The sequence below is a fragment of the Flavobacteriales bacterium genome, assembly GCA_016716605.1.
Lineage (GTDB): Bacteria > Bacteroidota > Bacteroidia > Flavobacteriales_F > PHOS-HE28 > PHOS-HE28.
Map to the genome: position 1 here is coordinate 1,000,874 of JADJWA010000001.1, position 17,422 is coordinate 1,018,295.

Consider the following 17,422-nt stretch of genomic DNA (forward strand, 5'->3'; position numbering starts at 1 on the left):
TTCTTGTTGGGCCGTGCCTGCGGCATCACCAACCCATCAGCGCATGACCATACGATACGCGGCCCCCTTCGTACTCCTACTAGCAGCTCGAGCGCTCTCCCAATGCACGCCGGTCGATTGTTTGAGCCAGCTCCCGGCCTGGGGCGGCCTATGCTCCGCCGCATTCATCGATGGCCGCATCGGCGAGCCGTACAGCGATGCCATCTCCTTCCATGTGACCACCGAGTGCACCCCTGCCACGCTGTTCGACCCTACGCTCACCGGCGTCTCCATTCGGATCACGCAAATCACAAGCGTGGCGTTCAATCAGTTGCCGGGCGGACTAACGGGCACAACCAACCAAGCCTCCTACACCCCTCCGGCGAATGGCTGCGGCGCGCTCTCGGGCTCGCCCATGGAGGCTGGGGTCTTCGAAGCGTCGGTCGATCTGGTCGTGAACGTGAATGCATGGCCCTTTTCGCTCACCTGCGGAGGCTTCGGGCCCATTGCACAAAACGGCAATGAGGTGGGCTTTCCAACCATGATCACCATACTTCCGGATCCCGCATTCTCTGGCCCTGGTGCGCCGCTCTGCAATACCGACGAGCCCTTCGCGCTGGTGCCGACCGGCACCCCAGGGGGAACCTTTTCCGGACCCGGTGTTACGGGCAACCTGTTCGATCCCGCGGTAGCTGGCATTGGCATGCACAGCGTGAAATATGTGGTGAGCGCACAGGATGGTGCCGCAATCGCGGCGGCCACAGACAGCCTCAGCATCGATTTCACGGTGGAGGATTGCTCGGGTGGATGCGATGCGTTCGCCGGCACCCTCGGCGGCGTCGATTTCATTCCCTGCCTGGAGCCGGGCGGAAGCGTGGAGTTAATCGGCCTTCCTGGCGGCGATGCCGTGGTCCCTGTTGGCTACGAGGTCATTTATGTGCTCACGCAGGGCGCTGGGCTCACGATCATCGACGCCGGCCCTGACCCGCTCTTCGATGCGACGGCAGTTGGTCTGCACACCATACACACCTTGGTGTATGACCCGGCCACGCTGGACCTGAGCAGCATCGAGTTCGGCGTGACCACGGGAGTTGATGTGAACGCCCTGCTGATCCAAGGGGGGGGCAGCATCTGCGCGAGCCTCGATGTTACGGGCGCGGCATACACCGTTGTGCAATGCGCTGATCCATGTGATGCCGACGCAGGAACCACCAATGGACCCGGTGCCGTGATATGCCTGGTGGATGGAGAGGCCAGCCTGTTCACCAGCCCGAATGGTGATGCCGTGGTTCCGGACGGCTTCGTTCAGGTCTTCGTTCTCACCCAGGGGTCTAGCCTCTTGATACTCGACGCAGGCCTTGACCCCGCATTCGTAGTGATGGGGGTCGGTGAGTTTGCCATCCACAGTTTTGTTTTCGACCCCCTCACATTCGACCCCGGATTCATCGTACAGGGCGAGACTACAGCGGCTGAAGTGCTGGACTTCATAAGCAGCAATTCGCTCTGTGCCGATCTCGATGCGGCCGGAGCGCAGTTCCTCGTTGATGTATGCGACGGCCTGGGGCTGAACACGGCCAACGGCCTCAGGGTTCATCCCAACCCGAACTCCGGAGCGTTCTTCATTGCGGCAGGCGCTGAAGGCCGGGCAATGGTAGAGCTCTTGGACATGAGCGGCCGCCTGGTCCACAGGGATGGGTTGCAGTTATCGCGCAATCAATCCGCTTGGGTGAGCACCGATGCGGCTCCGGGCAGCTACATCCTGCGAATCACGGCTGCTGGAGAACGTCGGGAGCAGCGCATGGTGATCCAGCGCTAGGCGCCCCAGCTACTTTCGCGCGCCCCGGCCGGTTTGCGGGGAATGATACCTGCTGAACATGTCCGTCCGCGTCCGCTTCGCGCCCAGCCCTACAGGCCCCTTGCATATGGGGGGCGTTCGCACAGCGCTTTACAATTACCTCTTCGCCAGGAAACACGGGGGCCAATTCCTGCTGCGCATCGAGGATACCGATCAGGCCCGCTACGTTCTGGGCGCGGAGGAGTACATCAAGGAGAGCCTCGAATGGTGCGGCCTGATGCCCGATGAGAGCCCTTGGGCGGGAGGGCCAGACGGGCCGTATCGCCAGAGCGAGCGCAAGGCGCTCTACAAGCGGTACGCCGATGAGCTGATCGCGAAGGACAAGGCCTACTACGCCTTTGATACCCCGGAAGAGCTCGATGCCATGCGCGCGCGGCTGCAGGCCGCAGGCGTGGCGGCGCCGGCTTACAACGCGGTCACGCGCGAGCACATGAAGAACTCCCTTACGCTGAGCGCTGATGAGGTGAATGAGCGCTTGGCGCGCGGCGATGAGCATGTGATCCGATTGAAGGTCCCGCGCCATCAGGAGGTGCGATTCGAGGACCTGATCCGCGGCGTGGTTGTGGTGCACAGCAGCAACATCGACGACAAAGTGCTATTCAAGAGCGATGGCATGCCGACCTACCACCTGGCCAACATCGTCGATGATCACCTGATGCGCATCACGCACGTGATCCGCGGCGAGGAATGGCTGCCCAGCGCACCCCTTCATGTGCTCATCTACGAGGCCTTCGGGTGGGAGCGTCCCGCCTTCGCCCACCTGCCCTTGATCCTCAAGCCCGACGGCAACGGCAAGCTCAGCAAGCGCGATGGCGACCGGCTCGGCTTCCCGGTCTTCTCGCTCGATTGGGTGGATCCCGCGAGCGGTGAGAAGAGCAGCGGCTACCGCGAGCGCGGCTACTTCCCGGACGCCTTCATCAACATGCTCGCGCTCTTGGGCTGGAACCCCGGCGGCGATCTGGAGATCATGAATCGCAAGGACATGATCGCCCACTTCGACCTGGGTCGGGTGCACAAGGGCGGCGCTCGCTTCGATCCGGAGAAGACCAAGTGGTTCAACCAGCAATACCTGCGCATGCGGCCGGATGAGGAACTCGGCGCGCAGCTGCGAGCGAAGCTGAAGGAGCGGGGGATCGAGGCGAGCGCGGAGCAGGCCACGGGGGCCGCAGCCCTGCTCAAGGAGCGCGCGACATTCGTGCATGACATGCTCGAAGGAGCGTATCTGTTCGTGAAGGGTTCTCCGCTCGCAGCCAACGAGGCCGGCATGGAGGAATTGAAGAAGCGCTGGAAGCCTGAGGCCGCACCTGTGATCGAGGCGTACATCGCAAGGCTCGAGGCATCCGCTGCTTCGGGGCCTGCGGCATTCGAGGCCGCATTCAATCAGTTGCTCACGGAAAAAGGCATGAAGCCCGGACAGGTGATGCCGCTCTACCGTCTATTCGTGGCCGGGCGCATGCAAGGCCCAGGGATGTTCGATGTGAGCGCACTGCTCGGCAAGGAAGAGGTGGTGGCGCGACTGCGTGCCGGATTAGACATCTGCCGCTCATGGGCGTGATCGAGGTGCGCGGAATCCGCATGCATGCCTACCACGGCTGCCTCGCCGAAGAGGCCCGGATCGGCGGGAATTACCGCGTGGATGTGAGGGCGGAAGGCGACTTCACGGCCGCCGAGCAGGGCGATGCGCTCAAGGATACCGTTGATTACGGGCGCGTCGCGGCGATCGTGGCCGAGCAGATGGCCATCCGGAGCAAACTGATTGAGCATGTTGCCCGCCGGATCGCCGAGGCGCTCAAGAGCGAATGGCCTTCCGTGCGCTTCCGGGTGAACTTGACCAAGGAGCGCCCACCGGTGAACGGCGACGTGGCTGCCGCTGCCTACGAGACGGAGACCTGATGGCCCGGTCGCTGCCATCCATCTTCTTCAACCTGCTTTCCCGCCTATCTTCGCGCGCCATCAGGGTCACGTGGCCGAGTGGCTAGGCTCAGCTCTGCAAAAGCTGCTACAGCGGTTCGACTCCGCTCGTGACCTCGACGAAGCCCTGCCTTGCGGCGGGGCTTCGTGCTGAGAGGTTCTACCTTGGCCCATACCGATCGCCCATGACCTGCGTTGTGGGCAAGCACCCGGATACCCATGTCACGATTCTGCACCAGCCTCTTCCTTTTCCTGGCCTTGAGCGCCCAAGCCCAGATTCCTATCGGCGCGTGGCGCGAGCATCTGCCCTGGCAGCGGATGATAGATGTGGTCGAGGGTGATGGCGGCGTATATGCGGCCACGGCCAACGCGGTGTTCCATTACGATCAGAGCACCCAGGAGACCCGGCGCCTGAGCAAGGTGAACCTGCTGAACGACGTGGATATCCGGGGCTTGGCGTGGTGCCAGGAGCTGGGCATGCTGCTGGTGCATTATGGCAACGGAAACCTCGACCTGGTGCAGGGCGATCGCAGCTTCAACATGAGCGACATCCGCCGCAGCTCACTGCTCGGCGACAAGGCCATCTACCGGATCCTGGTGGATGGCACCACGGCCTACCTGTCCTGCGGATTCGGCATCGTGGTGGTGGACCTCGCGCGGCGCGAAGTGAAGGAGACCTGGTTCATCGGGCCCGATGGCGGACAGGTGCGCGTCCGGCAGATCGCCCTGCACAACGATTCGATCTATGCAGCGACCTCTTCGGGCCTGTTCGTGGCCTCGCGGAATGCCCCCAACCTGGCCGCCTTCACCAATTGGCGGCGTCGCAGTGACATGGGTGGATTCATGGCGAATGGGCCGTTCAACCAGGCTGTTTCCTTCCAAGGCAGGCTCTTCATCAATTACGACAAGCCGAACAGCAATAACGATACGCTGCTGATCCTGCGCCCCGACAATGCTTGGGAGCAATTCGGGCCTGGCCGAGGCACCTACAACATTGAAACCTCGGTCTCGGCGAGTGGGGAGCAGTTGCTCTTCGCCCGGGATTATGACCTCACGCAGTTCAATGCCGCACTCGAATCGGTCGATGCCACCTTCTCGTATGGCGCCGGCGGCCAGTTCTGCACACCAGCGCGCATGGCCAAGGCCTCAGACAATGGATTATGGATCGCCGACCGCGATCAAGGGCTCATGCGCGTGGTGGGCTTCAACAACGGCCTGCCCATCGTGCCGAATGGCCCGAAGACAGCCAACGCCTACCGCATGGGCGCTGGCGGCGGGCGCGTCTATGTGGCCACGGGATCAGTTACCGGCAACTGGGGCAATGCCTTCCTGAAGGATGGCGTGCACCACTTCGGCGAGGAGCAATGGCGCACCATCGACCGCAACAACAGCGCGATCTTCCAAACGGGAGGAAACGAGTTCGGGCAATCCTTGAACGATCCGGTGGCCGTGGCCGTGGATCCAATCGACCCCGCGCGAGCTTACGTGGGCAGCTGGGAGGATGGAATCGTGGAGTTCCGTGACCGTGAGGCCGTGGGCCAATTCAACCAGACTAACAGCAGCCTGGGGCTGGCCACCAACGATGGCGGCGGCAAGGTGAACGTAGCTGGGCTTGACTTCGACGCACAAGGCAACCTGTGGGCATCCAACGCCCACGCCGCGGCACCGATCAGCGTTCGCACCCGCAACGGACAATGGTACAGCTACAGCCCGGGCGCGATCCTTGGGGGCAACGCGCTGCTGGGCGAGATCATCGCAGCCAGCAACGGCTACAAGTGGCTGATCAGGCCGCGCGCCACAGGCCTGCTCGTATTCAACGACAACGGCACGCTGGCCGATGCGGGCGACGACCAGTACAAGCTGATCAACTCCACCGAGGGCTCGGGCGGCCTGCCCTCCATCGATGTGCTCTCCATCGCCGAGGACCTCGAAGGCCAGATCTGGGTGGGCACCAACAAGGGCGTGGCGGTGTTCTACAACCCAAGCGACCTGTTCACCGCCACGCCCTCCGATGCGCAGCAGATCCTGATCGAGCAGGATGGTAACGTGCAGATCCTGCTCGAGACCGAGTTCATCAGTGCGATCGCGGTTGATGGAGCCAACCGCAAATGGATCGGTACGCAGACAGGCGGCGTTTTCCTGATCAGCGCTGATGGACGTGAGCAGATCGCGCACTTCACCTCGGAGAACAGCCCTTTGCTGGGCAACACCATCAATGCCATCGCCATCGAGGGTGTGTCGGGCGAGGTCTTCATCGCCACCGACCGCGGCATCGTCAGCTACCGCGGCGATGCCATCGATCCGGCCGAGAGCGCCACCTGTGCGAAGGTCTTCCCGAACCCCGTGCCCGAAGGATACAGCGGAGCGGTGGCCATCACCGGCCTCGCGCGCGACAGCGAAGTGCGCATCACGGATGCTAGCGGCAACCTGGTATTCAAGACCACCTCCCTCGGCGGACAGGCCATCTGGAACGCCATGGACATGAGCGGCAATCGCGTGGCCACGGGCGTCTATCTGATCTTCGCCAGCGACCCCGATGGTGCCTTCAAATGCAACACCAAGGTGCTGGTGGCCCGCTGAACAAGCGCTTGCGGGATGCTCATCACTGCCGATGCGATCGTGCTGCGCGTAACGCCGCATGGCGATAAGAGCGCCGTGCTCAGGGCATGGACGCGCCATGCCGGTGCTCGATCATACCTGGTGCGCATCAGCTCCCGGGGGCAGCAGGCCGCGTTGCAGCCGCTGAGCCGGATCGAAGTGGTGGCTGATGAGCGGCCTGATCGCGAGCTGCACACCGCTCGGTCCGTGCGCCTGAGCCGGCCCTTCATCCGAATCCCCTTTGATCCCGTTCGCGGCGCGGTGGCACTATTCGCGCAAGAGCTGCTCTATCGCGTGCTGCGCGCTGAGAGCGCTGATGATGAGCTCACCGACACGGTCGAGCGGGCGGTTGATGCGATTGACACGCGCGAGGACCTGCGTTGGCTCCCACACCAGCTTCTCGTGGCGCTCTCGGGGCCCTTGGGCTTCCTTCCCGAGCCGCCGGGCGCCGGTCATGACCACTTCGATCCGCAAGAGGGACGGTTCGTGGCGCCGGGCGCAAGGCATGGCCACCTGCTGGCGCCGCCGTTGAGCACCATGCTGGTGCAGCTCCTCAAGGCTCAGATGCACTTCGCGCCGGTCATCGTGGCCACATCGGCGCAGCGCACAGAGCTGCTCGACCGGCTGCTGCTCTACTACCGGCTTCACCTGGAGTCCATGGGCACCATGCGATCCCCGGCGGTGCTTCATGCCGTGCTCGGCTAGCGGGTACATTCGGCCTCCGCAGCAACAGACATGAACCCACGGACCTTCGTCACCGCCTCGCTAGCGATCACCGCTGCTGCTTGCACCAACGCACCTGAACCGATGATCGACACCTCGCACGCACCGCCCATCGCAGCGAAGCGGCCGCACACCATCACCGCGCATGGCCATGCCCGCACCGATGAGTACCACTGGATGCGCCTCAGCGAAGAACAGCGCATCGCCGCTGAGCCGGATTCGCTCACGCGCGCGGTGATCGACCACCTGAACGCCGAGAACGCCTACACTGAAGCGACCCTCGCCCCGGTTAAGGCCCTGCGCGAATCACTCTTCGCCGAGATGAAGGCACGCATCAAGGAAACGGACATGAGCGTGCCCTACCGGGAGCATGGCTACTGGTACCGCGAGCGTTTCGATGCCGGCAAGGAGTACAGCGTGCACCTGCGGGCGGCGGCGAAGGATGATCGCTGGCCAGCGGATGATGATGCGGCGTGGCAGGTGCTGCTCGACGAGAACGATCTCGCGCGGGGAAGCGCCTATTTCGAACTGGGCGACTTCGAGATCAGCCCCGGCAACGGCATCGTTGCCTATAGCACGGACCGCGTTGGGCGCAGGCTCTATGACATCCGTTTCCGGGACATCGCCACAGGACAGGACCTGCCCGATGTGATCGAGAGCACTGGCGGCAGCTGCGCCTTCGGCGATGAGCGCACCGTGTTCTACAGCCGCAAGGACCATACGCTGCGCAGCTACCGCATCTACCGCCATGTGCTGGGCACGCCGGCGGCCAGCGATGCGGTCGTGTTCGAGGAAACGGACGCGGCATTCAGCTGCGATGTGTACCGCAGCCGCAGCGACCGCTATGTGATGATCGTGAGCGAGAGCACCCTCAGCAGCGAGCACCGTTTCCTGCCTGTTGAGGATCCCATGGGCGGCTTCCGCACGTTCCTCCCGCGGGAAGAAGAGCATGAGCACACCGTGATGCATGCGCCGCCCACCGATGGCACGCCGGGCAAGTGGTACATCGTCACCAATTGGGACGCGCTCAACTTCCGCCTGATGGAATGCGCCGAGGGCGATACGCAGGACAAGCGAAAGTGGAAGGAGGTGCTTGCCCATCGCGATAACGTGCTGCTTGAGGACGTGGAGATCTTCCGCGACCACCTCGTGCTCAGCGAGCGCCGCGAAGGCCTCACCCATCTGCGCGTGCGCCGGCTGAGCGATGGCCGCGAGCATGAGATCGGCTTCAACGACCCCGCCTATGTGGCCTACAGCGGCACCAACCCCGAATGGGATTCGCGCAAGCTGCGCTACGGCTACACCTCGCTCACCACGCCGAAGAGCATATTCGAGCATGACCTGGACGCGAACACGTCGGAGCTGCTCAAGCAGCAGGAGGTGGTCGGCACATTCAAGAGCAGCGACTATGCAAGTGAGCGCATCTGGGCGCCTGCGCGCGACGGGGCCAAAGTGCCGGTGAGCATCGTGTACAGGAAAGGCACGCCGATCGACGGCACCGCGCCGCTGCTCCTTTACGGCTACGGCAGCTACGGCAACAGCATCGACCCCACCTTCAGCAGCGCGCGCCTCAGCCTGCTCGATCGCGGCTTCGTGTATGCCATCGCGCACATCCGCGGTGGGGAGGAGATGGGGCGGGATTGGTACGAGAACGGCAAGATGGAGCACAAGGTGAACACCTTCACGGACTTCATTGATTGCGCCGACCACCTTGAGAAGATGAAATACGCAGACCCCATGCGCATCTTCTGCCTGGGAGGGAGCGCTGGCGGATTGCTCGTAGGGGCCGTGGTGAACATGAGACCAGACCGCTGGAAAGCGGCCTGCGCCGAAGTGCCCTTCGTGGATGTGGTGACCACCATGCTCGACGAGAGCATCCCCCTCACCACGGGCGAATTCGATGAATGGGGCGACCCCAAGGAGAAGGAGGCCTACGACCGCATGCTCTCCTACTCGCCGTATGACAATGTGAAGGATGCGCGCTATCCGGCCCTGCTGGTCACCACCGGATTCCATGACAGCCAGGTGCAGTACTGGGAGCCGGCCAAATGGGTGCAGCGTCTGCGCGAGCATCAGCTGGCCGATGCGCCGATCATGCTCTTCACGAATATGGAAGCCGGTCACGGCGGCGCTTCAGGCCGGTTCGAGATGCTCAAGGAGGTGGCGCTGATCTACGCCTTCTTCCTTCAGCAGGCCGGCCTTGCGGGCTAATCGACCTTGGCGCCGAAGTCGATGGCGCGGTGGCGCACGAACAGGTTCGTGAGGTCCCAGCCGAAATAGCGCAGCGCACCCAATAGGACCATGGCGGCCGTGGCATCGTCCACGTTACCCAGCAGCGGGATGTTGTCCGGAATGAACTCGAACAGTCCGAGCGTGGGATTGAGCAGGTACAAGAACGAAAGCAGGCCGGCCAAGGCGATGAGTGGGGTCTTCATGGGTCCTTGCGTTTCCGTGATGAACGCTGGAAATGCCGTCGAAGGTATCGACGGTAACTTCGGCCGCCGATGCGGAACCTGCTCCTAGCGGCCCTGGCGGCCACGGTTACAACGGCCAGCGCCCAGCCCCTCTCTGATGCCGAGGCGCTCGACCAGATGCGCTACGACGTGCAATACCTCGCGAGCGACCTTCTCGAAGGACGCGAGGCGGGCACCAAGGGCGAGGAGCTTGCGGTGGACTACATCAAGGCCAAATTCGGCAACGCGGGCCTGATGCCCTATGGCGACGAGGCCACCTATGTGCAGTCCTTCACCTTCGCGGCAGACCCCGTGCGCGGCCCAATGAACACGCTGCAGCTCGGCCGCAAGAAGCTGAAGATTGATGAGCAATGGTTCCCCTTGGGCTATTCGGGTTCAATGGGCGCCCGCGGAAAAGTCCTCAAGCTCGGTTATGGCATCGCTGCGCCTGAGCTGAACTATGCGGACTATCCCGACACGCTCGAGCTGAAGGACCGCATCGTGGCCTTCAGCGTGAGCTCGCCCGATGGCATCCATCCGCACAGCAAGTACCTCGCGCACCACGATCTGCAGGCGCGGGCCCAGCGCGCTGCCGAACGCGGTGCGGCAGCCGTGCTCTTCTACAACGACGACCCCACGGCGCCTTCGCCCGAAGGCAGGCTCAGCGCCAAGGTGAAGCCCATCGGCATACCAGTGATCTTCCTCAAGGGAGACCTTCACGAGCAGCTCGTGATCGACAACAACCCGTGCGCGGTGAGCATCGATATCGTGCGCGAGGAGCGGACGGCCTACAACGTGGTGGGCATGATCGACAACGGCGCGCCCAACGTGGTGGTGATCGGCGCCCACCTCGACCACCTGGGCTGGGGCGATGAGGGCTCGCTCCACCGAGGCGAACGCGCCATCCACAATGGCGCCGACGACAATGCCAGCGGCATCGCCGTGATGCTTCAGCTCGCGCGCGACATCATGGAGATGGACCACGCGCGCGCCAACGACTACCTCTTCATCGCCTTCAGCGGAGAGGAGAAGGGGCTCTATGGATCGAACTACTGGACGAAGAACCCGACCGTGCCGATCGCCGAGCTCAACTACATGATCAACCTCGATATGGTGGGCCGCCTCGACAGCGCGGGTGCCGTCGGCATCAATGGTGTGGGCACTTCGCCAGCATGGGATGAGGTGAACCGCACCCTCGTGGGCAACCTGAAGGTGACGACCACCACCAGCGGCATCGGCCCCAGCGACCATACCAGTTTCTACCTGCAAGGCGTGCCCGCCATCCACTTCTTCACCGGCACCCATGCGGATTACCACAAGCCCACCGACGACGAGGAGAAGATCAACTATCCAGGCATGCTGCGCGTCGCGCGCTTCATCGAATCACTCATCGCCACGCTGAACGACGACGGCAAGCTGGCCTTCACCAAGACCGAGGAAGTGAACACCGAGGATACACCGCGCTTCAAGGTCACCTTGGGCGTGGTGCCCGACTACCTCTACGATGGCAAAGGCATGCGCATCGATGGCATCACCGAAGGCAAGCCCGCTGCGAATGCTGGCCTGAAGGTGGGCGATGTGGTGGTGAAGCTCGGCGCGATCGACGTGGCCGACATGATGGGCTACATGAAGGCCCTCGCGCAATTCAACAAGGGCGATACGGCTAGAGTGAAGGTGCTTCGCGCGGGCAAGGAGGTTGAATCCGATGTGACCTTCTGATGGCAGCTCAACGCATCGCCGTGATCGGCGCCGGCAGCTGGGGCACAGCCCTGGTGAAGCTGCTCAGCAGCAATGCAGAGCGTGTCGGCTGGTGGGTGCGCCGCGCGGAGACCATCGCGCACATCACCAAGTACGGGCACAATCCGGATTACATCAGCGCTGCGCAGTTCGATGTGTCGCGCCTGGCCATGAGCGCCGACGTCCATTCCGTCGTGAAGGACGCCGAGGTGCTCGTGATCGCCGTGCCGAGCGCCTTCCTCAAGGCCACCATGGATCAGCTCGATCCAACTGAGCTGAAGGGGAAGACGATCTTCAGCGCGGTGAAGGGCATCGTGCCGGAGACCAACCAGATCGTGGGGGAGTACCTCTTCCATTACTGGGGGGTCGCGGAGCAAGACTTCGGCGTGATCTGCGGTCCGTGCCACGCGGAGGAAGTGGCCATGGAGCGATTGAGCTACCTCACCATCGCCTGCCAGGAAATGGCCAAGGCGGAGGCCATGGGCGATGCGCTCAACGGGCGCTTCATGAAGACCACGCTAAGCGACGACATCTATGGCACCGAGTACGCGGCCATCCTCAAGAACGTGATCGCCGTGTGCGCGGGCATCAGCGTGGGCCTGGGCTATGGCGACAACTTCCGTGCGGTGCTCGTGAGCCGTGCCATCCAGGAGATTGAGCGCTTCGTGGCGGCTGCGCATCCCATCGCGCGCGACATCAACGAGCCCGCCTACCTCGGCGACCTGCTGGTGACGGCCTACAGTACATTCAGTCGAAACCGTGAGTTCGGCAACATGCTGGGCAAGGGCTACAGCGTGCGTGCTGCCCAGCTGGAGATGAACATGGTTGCCGAAGGCTATTACGCCGTGAAGTGCGTGCACGCCATCAACGAGAAGCTGAAGGTGGACATGCCGATCACCGAAGCGACATACCGCATGCTCTACGAGAAGATGGCGCCCATGATGGAGATGCGGCTGCTGAGCGAGCAGCTGGCGTGAGCGCCCCGCTCATGGCACCCAACCCTGCGCGCGCATCAGGCCATAGCACCCGCTTGCGAGCAGCAGCGCGCCGATCCCCCTGAACAGGGTACGCAAGCTCTTCGGCGAGAGCTTCTCTTGAGCCTTCACGCCCAATCGCACGAGTATCATGAGCAGGATGAGGGCCCCAACGAAAGCGCCCGCCGCGAAGGCGAAGAGGTCGGCGGTGGATTCTCCCCGCAACCCGAAGGAGACGAGCATCAGCTTCACTCCGCACCAGAACAGGAGCAACTGCGGATTGGCCATGCCCAGCACCAAGCCGCGACGCAGGTCGCCCGAGAGCTTATCCTCACCCGGTGCCGCGACCTTGGGCTTGTAAACGAAGACGAAATACACCCCGAGCAGCAACAGGATGGTCGAGACCACCAGAGTGACGCCAGTTGCCCCGATGCCTAGCGCTTCAACGAGCCAACCCGCGCCTAGGAAGGCCACGCCGGCATAGATGAACTCCGGGATGCTCCCGCCTACGGCCATGCGCCTCCCGGCAACGCGACCCCACTTCACCGTGTGCGCCAGCACCGCAGTGTTCACCACGCCGGCTTGCAGTGATCCAATGAAGCTGGCCATCGCGGCCGAGGAGAAGAAGAGAAGCGTGTCCACCTTTGCGCAAAATAGCTGCTACGCCGAAATGGGCCTCCTGCGCTTCCACTGGGACTTCTTCGGACCCGATGCTCAGCAGACCGCGGAGCACTTCCTGCATCATGTCGATGAGTTCTGCGCGCGCAACTCGATCTCCGGGCACCGGCACTGGACCACGATTCTGCCCGTGCGCGTAACGGCTACGCTCGAATGCGATGAGGCGCACTTGAGCGTGGTCCGCGATGCGCTGAAGCCGAAGAGAGGAGAGCGCGTGCTGGAGGGCTAGACGGGTTACCGCACGAAGCGCACGGCCTTGGTCAGGTCACCGGTACGCAAGCGAACGACATAGCCGCCGGGCGCTAGGTCGCGCACATCGGCACGCATGCGCTGGGGCCCTGCGGGCATGCGCGCGCCGAGCAGGCTGCGCACCAGCCTCCCGCTGCTATCGATCAGGTCGAGCTGCGCGAAGCCGGTCGAGGGAAGGTCGAGCGTGATCAACAGCTCGTCGGCCCCGTTGCTGTTGATGGAGATCACGGGCTTGGCGATCGGCCGGCCTTCGTCGAGGCCTGTCGAGTTGTCTTGCACGAGAAGCACGCGGAACACGCGCGTGGTGGCATCGCTCTGCGTGCCGTTGTTCACGAAGAAGATGTTCTGCGCACTGCTCTGGATGCCCCCAACAATGTGGCCCGCGAGGACCGTATCGCCCTGCACAGCCTCCAGCGCGATAACGCCATCGAAGACCTCGGGCACCCCGGGCACCTTGATGAACTCGGCACTCGCGCCCAACAGGGCAGGCATCTCACCGATGGCTGCTTCCTCCATGACGCCATTGGCCTCGCGCTGTACACGACTGATGGTGTTCACGAAGGGCACTGCGGCATCGTCTATCAGCTGATCATTGGCATCGAAGTAGTAGCGGCCGATCCCGCCGAAGAAGACAGAGCTCATCCGGTTGGCTATTGCGTCATACGCGGCCAGGTGAGCGCCGTGGTACTGGTTCAGCAGCTGCTCGAAATCGGGCACCACGGCGTATCCGTCGGCATCGATGTCCACGGTGTTCAGCCAAGGGATGTTTGCGCCGTACTGGAACACGCCGCTGAAGGCCGTATAGCCCAAGCTCCCATCGGGGAACACCTGTGCCACCAGGTTGTAATCGCGGCGATGGAGGTTCACGGTGTCAACGACCTGTTCGTAATCGGTGATGCCAAGGCTGGTCCCATCATCGGTGATGCGGAAGCGGCGGATGGCGTTGGTGTATTGCTGGATGAAGCCAGGTCCGAAGTCGGGCCCCATCGGGTTGTACCGACCAACGAATCGCTGGCCGCCCACCAGAATGTAGGTGTCCCCAAGCAATCCGAGATAACCGCCGGTCACCTCCATGCGGTTGTCCACGATTGAACGAACGTGCGCCGCGACCGGCTGGCCGGTCTTGATTGCCGTGATCAAATCGGGGACGTTTACTGCCGTAAGGCGAGGATGCGTGATATGGTCCGCAGCGACGGTGGAGTAGCCGTATCCGCCAATGATGTACAGCATGTCACCTACCTGCTGGAACTCCATGTTCGTGCTCTGGAGCTGCATGTACACGGCGGTGGGCAGGGTGGCGAGCGAGGCGCTCCACACCTGCTGCGTCTGCGGGTTCACCACATAGGCCGCCGCGTTGTTGTCTGCGGCGAGGAATGCGGCGAAGGGCTGGCGTTGGTGCAGGCCGTCCGTGCGCCCGCCGATCAACAGCCATTCGCCATCGTGCTGGCCCCAAGCGAAAGCCTGCAGGCCGGGCATGCCCGGGATGGTAATCTCCTGAAGCACGATGTTGCGCGTGCCGAGGTCTTGGGCGAGGAGGTTGATCGGGATGAGCCCGAGTGCTATGATGAGCTTGCGCATTCAAGCATGGATGATCCGCGAATATCCGCGCCCGAGTGTTCAACGTGCGTGATGTTTATCACGCCCTCAGCCCACTTGCCAGAAGGTGAACGTGAAGAGCAGCAAGCGATAGAGCGTAAGCGCAAGCTGCAGCCCGAACAGCATGGCCGCCGCACGCCAAAAGGCACCCGCCCAGGAGCAGTTGAAGAATCGCCGACCGATCCCAATAGTGGCCCAGAGGTGCAGCAGCACAATGGGCAGGCTCAGGTAGGCGTCCAAATTCCGTTGGTCGAGTTCGACGCCGATGGCCCTGAACAGGGCCATCATCAGGGCGAAGCCCGTGCCCAGGAAGACCGTGGACACCCAGATATGGAAGGCCATCAGCTCGAATGAAGCGGTCACGTACGCGCTGACGTAGGTGCGCTTCCGGGCATAGAGCAAGGCCATGGGCGGCACCAGCAGGAAGACCATCGCCACCAGCATCAGTTTGGCGTTGTTGGCCGAAGCCGATTCGTATCGGGCGGCGAAGCCCTCCGGGGCCTCCTGCGTGCGCTGCAAGTGCTGCTCCACCTGCGCGCTCGCCCAAGCGCTATAGGGCATATAGTGCATGTGCGAGTCCAGCGTTGTGTTGAAGGTCTGGAACACCGGAATGGCGAAGTAGATGAAGTTGGCAAGGAAGAAGAAGGCTACGGGCCGCATGTGCTTCACGCGTCGGCCGTCCATGTATGCAGCGCTGAGCTCACCCGTCCGCAGCACTACCGCCTTCAGCGTATTCCATAGCTTGCTATCCGCGAACGTGAAGGCGTTGAGCAGCGCGCCGAGGTAGTGCTTCAGGGTATGGTCGTCCGGGGTGAGGACCTTTTCACCGCAGGTGGAACAGAAGCGTCCGCCTGCATCAGCGCCGCAGCTCTTGCATGCCAGTGCCTCGCTCACGCGAGCGAAACTACGCGGCAAGAACGAAGTCCACGCCTTCCGCTAAGCCGCGCGATACGAGGAATTCCGCGATGCGGTCACCGGTTCCGCGCTGGCTGATGAAGGAGACGATGAAAGCCTCACCAGCTGGTGGAAGATGGTCGTGGGGGATGAAGGCTCGGCCAGGCACTTCTCGTGGCCTCACGTCGGTGAAGGCATGGATCACGACGCCCTCGGCCTCGAGCATCTCGGCGCGATCACGGCTCAGGCCGCTGGTGCCGGCGATGATCACCGGACGGCCGTTCACCGTGCGTTTCATCCACTTCGCCAGCCACTTCACTTTGGTGCGGAAGAAGGCATCCACGCTGTAGTTCGCATGTGTGCGGCTGAGTCGGTGGGCATGGTCGTTCCAGGTGAGCAGCTCTTCAGGCAGCTTCGCGAAGCGCACGCCTGCATCCATCCAGCGCAACCACAGTTCGTGATCCTCGGGCAAGGGGCCGGTATCATAGCCGCCATGGAGCTCCACGCGTGCCCGCCTGAACATCACTGTGGGATGCGCGAGCGGGGCGTCCACGAAGCGCTTCACATAGTGCTCGTGCGGGGTGATGATCCTGTTCTGCCAGTCCACGAAAGCCCGCATGCCCCGGCTCTCTTCCACCGTGCTGCTGAAAGCCGTCCGCGTTCCCAAAACACCGACTTCGGGATTCGCGTCGAGCCAGGTCACTTGTTTCGCTAAGCGTTCCGGATGGCTGATGTCGTCGGCATCCATGCGCGCGATGTATACGCCTTCGGCATGATTCAATCCGGTGTTGAGCGCATGCGCGATGCCGATGCGGGACTCATGCAAGAGGGTAATGCGCGCGTCACGGTCGACCCATCGCTTCGCGACCCCGTGGCTTTCATCCGTGCTGGCGTTGTCGACCAGCAGCATGTTCCAATCAGGATAGGCCTGCTGCGCAATGCTGGCGATGGCGGCATCGAGCGTGTCGTATGCGTTGCGGAAGGGGAGGAGGACCGTGGTCCGTGGCATGCTAGCGCTTCACCACCAGGTCAGTCAAGGGCACGCCGAGTAGCATAGCCACGAGCACTGAGCAGAGTGCGATGTAGGCCACGAAGGCCACCGGCGTCATCACCACTGCCTTGATTACATTCCACACGCTGTGCCGATGCACCGAGAGAGTGGCGTAGATGATCATGCCGAAGATGATGAAGAAGTTGAACAGCTGGAACACCGGCCACAGCTTGGCCAGCGGCAATGTCGTGGAGGAGATGATCAAATAGGTTCCGGCGGCGAATAGGTAATGCACCAGCCTCTCCACCCATCGTAGCGGGGTGCGCGGGAACAGCAGGCGATCAAAGGACGCGAGAATCAGCAGCAGCAGCGGGAGGAGCAGGTTCACGTTCTGGCTCATCCAATGGTTCACGCGCATGGCGCCAGTCGCCGCTGATGGGTCGCCACCGGAAGATGAAACTGCGCTGTCAACCGGATCCCAATTGAGCAACCAGCGCATGATATAGTAGTAAGCCACACCGAAGAGGAAGAAGCGCACGGGCGGCGTGAAGGCCTTGCGCCGGCCGGCGAGGAAGCTGTGCGTGAGCGCTGCTGGGCCCTTGAAGAAGGTGCGGAGCGTGAAGAGAATGGGCGCATCGACATTGAAGAGCCCGCCGAGGAAGTCGCTCAGTACCTCGCCCAGGCGGATGCCCGGCTTGCGCCGCTTCTCTCCGCATTGTGCGCAGTAGAGACCGTCGTGCGGGACTCCGCAATTCGCGCAAGGGCTCATGCGACCAAGGTAGCT

15 protein-coding genes and 1 tRNA gene are annotated in these 17,422 nt (G+C 62.8%); 10 read left to right on the top strand and 6 right to left on the bottom strand.

Features of this window, described 5'->3' with window-relative positions; genetic code table 11:
* The first annotated feature begins 43 nt into the window (after nucleotides 1–43).
* The 7 genes from IPM12_03960 (at nucleotide 44) to IPM12_03990 (ending at nucleotide 9,277) form a co-directional block, all read left to right on the top strand.
* Complete coding sequence (locus IPM12_03960; GenBank protein MBK9146961.1) at nucleotides 44–1,795, top strand: T9SS type A sorting domain-containing protein; 1,752 nt, start codon at nucleotides 44–46, stop codon at nucleotides 1,793–1,795.
* Nucleotides 1,796–1,847: 52 nt separating this feature from the next.
* On the top strand, nucleotides 1,848–3,389 hold the full coding sequence (locus IPM12_03965; GenBank protein ID MBK9146962.1) for a glutamate--tRNA ligase: 1,542 nt from the start codon (nucleotides 1,848–1,850) through the stop codon (nucleotides 3,387–3,389).
* A complete protein-coding gene (gene folB, locus IPM12_03970; protein ID MBK9146963.1) occupies nucleotides 3,380–3,727 on the top strand; it encodes a dihydroneopterin aldolase in 348 nt (115 codons plus the stop codon). Before IPM12_03965 ends, folB begins: the two co-directional genes overlap by 10 nt.
* Nucleotides 3,728–3,791: 64 nt before the next feature.
* A tRNA-Cys gene (locus tag IPM12_03975) sits at nucleotides 3,792–3,862 on the top strand.
* A 102-nt stretch (nucleotides 3,863–3,964) separates the two neighbouring features.
* The gene (locus tag IPM12_03980; GenBank protein MBK9146964.1) at nucleotides 3,965–6,325 is read left to right on the top strand and encodes a hypothetical protein; all 2,361 of its coding nucleotides are present in this window, start codon (nucleotides 3,965–3,967) and stop codon (nucleotides 6,323–6,325) included.
* Nucleotides 6,326–6,340: 15 nt separating this feature from the next.
* Nucleotides 6,341–7,048 carry a recombination protein O N-terminal domain-containing protein gene (locus IPM12_03985; protein MBK9146965.1) on the top strand — a complete coding sequence of 236 codons (708 nt, stop codon included), beginning with the start codon at nucleotides 6,341–6,343 and terminating at the stop codon, nucleotides 7,046–7,048.
* A gap of 102 nt (nucleotides 7,049–7,150) precedes the next feature.
* Entirely contained in the window at nucleotides 7,151–9,277 is a 2,127-nt protein-coding gene (locus IPM12_03990; protein MBK9146966.1) for a S9 family peptidase, read from the top strand.
* On the opposite strand, the gene IPM12_03995 is transcribed toward IPM12_03990, so the two are convergent.
* Nucleotides 9,274–9,501 (bottom strand): DUF1232 domain-containing protein, encoded by a 228-nt coding sequence (locus tag IPM12_03995; GenBank protein MBK9146967.1) that lies wholly within the window; start codon nucleotides 9,499–9,501, stop codon nucleotides 9,274–9,276. The two genes, IPM12_03990 and IPM12_03995, sit on opposite strands and share 4 nt — an antisense overlap.
* A gap of 69 nt (nucleotides 9,502–9,570) precedes the next feature.
* Here IPM12_03995 and IPM12_04000 point away from each other — a divergent pair, with 69 nt between their 5' ends.
* Both IPM12_04000 and IPM12_04005 read left to right on the top strand, forming a co-directional pair.
* Nucleotides 9,571–11,238 (top strand): M28 family peptidase, encoded by a 1,668-nt coding sequence (locus tag IPM12_04000; GenBank protein ID MBK9146968.1) that lies wholly within the window; start codon nucleotides 9,571–9,573, stop codon nucleotides 11,236–11,238.
* Nucleotides 11,238–12,233: an NAD(P)H-dependent glycerol-3-phosphate dehydrogenase gene (locus IPM12_04005; GenBank protein ID MBK9146969.1), complete on the top strand. Its 996-nt coding sequence runs from the start codon at nucleotides 11,238–11,240 to the stop codon at nucleotides 12,231–12,233. The genes IPM12_04000 and IPM12_04005 overlap by 1 nt, the downstream gene beginning before the upstream one ends.
* A 9-nt stretch (nucleotides 12,234–12,242) precedes the next feature.
* Here the strand turns inward: IPM12_04005 and IPM12_04010 are convergent, their stop codons facing one another.
* Entirely contained in the window at nucleotides 12,243–12,839 is a 597-nt protein-coding gene (locus IPM12_04010; protein MBK9146970.1) for a LysE family transporter, read from the bottom strand.
* Here IPM12_04010 and IPM12_04015 point away from each other — a divergent pair.
* On the top strand, nucleotides 12,826–13,137 hold the full coding sequence (locus IPM12_04015; protein MBK9146971.1) for a hypothetical protein: 312 nt from the start codon (nucleotides 12,826–12,828) through the stop codon (nucleotides 13,135–13,137). The two genes, IPM12_04010 and IPM12_04015, sit on opposite strands and share 14 nt — an antisense overlap.
* Nucleotides 13,138–13,142: 5 nt before the next feature.
* Here IPM12_04015 and IPM12_04020 read toward each other — a convergent pair whose 3' ends face one another.
* The 4 genes from IPM12_04020 to IPM12_04035 all read right to left on the bottom strand — a co-directional run bounded on the left by IPM12_04020 (nucleotide 13,143) and on the right by IPM12_04035 (nucleotide 17,407).
* The gene (locus IPM12_04020; GenBank protein MBK9146972.1) at nucleotides 13,143–14,735 is read right to left on the bottom strand and encodes a T9SS type A sorting domain-containing protein; all 1,593 of its coding nucleotides are present in this window, start codon (nucleotides 14,733–14,735) and stop codon (nucleotides 13,143–13,145) included.
* A gap of 66 nt (nucleotides 14,736–14,801) precedes the next feature.
* Entirely contained in the window at nucleotides 14,802–15,647 is an 846-nt protein-coding gene (locus IPM12_04025) for a DUF3667 domain-containing protein (protein ID MBK9146973.1), read from the bottom strand.
* Between the two features lie 10 nt (nucleotides 15,648–15,657).
* Nucleotides 15,658–16,656 carry a glycosyltransferase gene (locus IPM12_04030; protein MBK9146974.1) on the bottom strand — a complete coding sequence of 333 codons (999 nt, stop codon included), beginning with the start codon at nucleotides 16,654–16,656 and terminating at the stop codon, nucleotides 15,658–15,660.
* Nucleotide 16,657: 1 nt separating this feature from the next.
* Nucleotides 16,658–17,407, bottom strand: a complete 750-nt coding sequence (locus tag IPM12_04035) for a DUF3667 domain-containing protein (GenBank protein ID MBK9146975.1) — start codon at nucleotides 17,405–17,407, stop codon at nucleotides 16,658–16,660.
* Nucleotides 17,408–17,422 lie beyond the last annotated feature (15 nt).

Coding starts and splice junctions, on each gene's coding strand:
- folB (MBK9146963.1), top strand. CDS start 3,380: ATGGGCGTGATCGAGGTGCGCGGAATCCGCATGCATGCCTACCACGGC.
- IPM12_03960 (MBK9146961.1), top strand. CDS start 44: ATGACCATACGATACGCGGCCCCCTTCGTACTCCTACTAGCAGCTCGA.
- IPM12_04000 (MBK9146968.1), top strand. CDS start 9,571: ATGCGGAACCTGCTCCTAGCGGCCCTGGCGGCCACGGTTACAACGGCC.
- IPM12_04035 (MBK9146975.1), bottom strand. CDS start 17,407: ATGAGCCCTTGCGCGAATTGCGGAGTCCCGCACGACGGTCTCTACTGC.
- IPM12_03980 (MBK9146964.1), top strand. CDS start 3,965: ATGTCACGATTCTGCACCAGCCTCTTCCTTTTCCTGGCCTTGAGCGCC.
- IPM12_04010 (MBK9146970.1), bottom strand. CDS start 12,839: ATGGCCAGCTTCATTGGATCACTGCAAGCCGGCGTGGTGAACACTGCG.
- IPM12_04030 (MBK9146974.1), bottom strand. CDS start 16,656: ATGCCACGGACCACGGTCCTCCTCCCCTTCCGCAACGCATACGACACG.
- IPM12_04020 (MBK9146972.1), bottom strand. CDS start 14,735: ATGCGCAAGCTCATCATAGCACTCGGGCTCATCCCGATCAACCTCCTC.
- IPM12_03990 (MBK9146966.1), top strand. CDS start 7,151: ATGATCGACACCTCGCACGCACCGCCCATCGCAGCGAAGCGGCCGCAC.
- IPM12_03995 (MBK9146967.1), bottom strand. CDS start 9,501: ATGAAGACCCCACTCATCGCCTTGGCCGGCCTGCTTTCGTTCTTGTAC.
- IPM12_03985 (MBK9146965.1), top strand. CDS start 6,341: ATGCTCATCACTGCCGATGCGATCGTGCTGCGCGTAACGCCGCATGGC.
- IPM12_04005 (MBK9146969.1), top strand. CDS start 11,238: ATGGCAGCTCAACGCATCGCCGTGATCGGCGCCGGCAGCTGGGGCACA.
- IPM12_04015 (MBK9146971.1), top strand. CDS start 12,826: ATGAAGCTGGCCATCGCGGCCGAGGAGAAGAAGAGAAGCGTGTCCACC.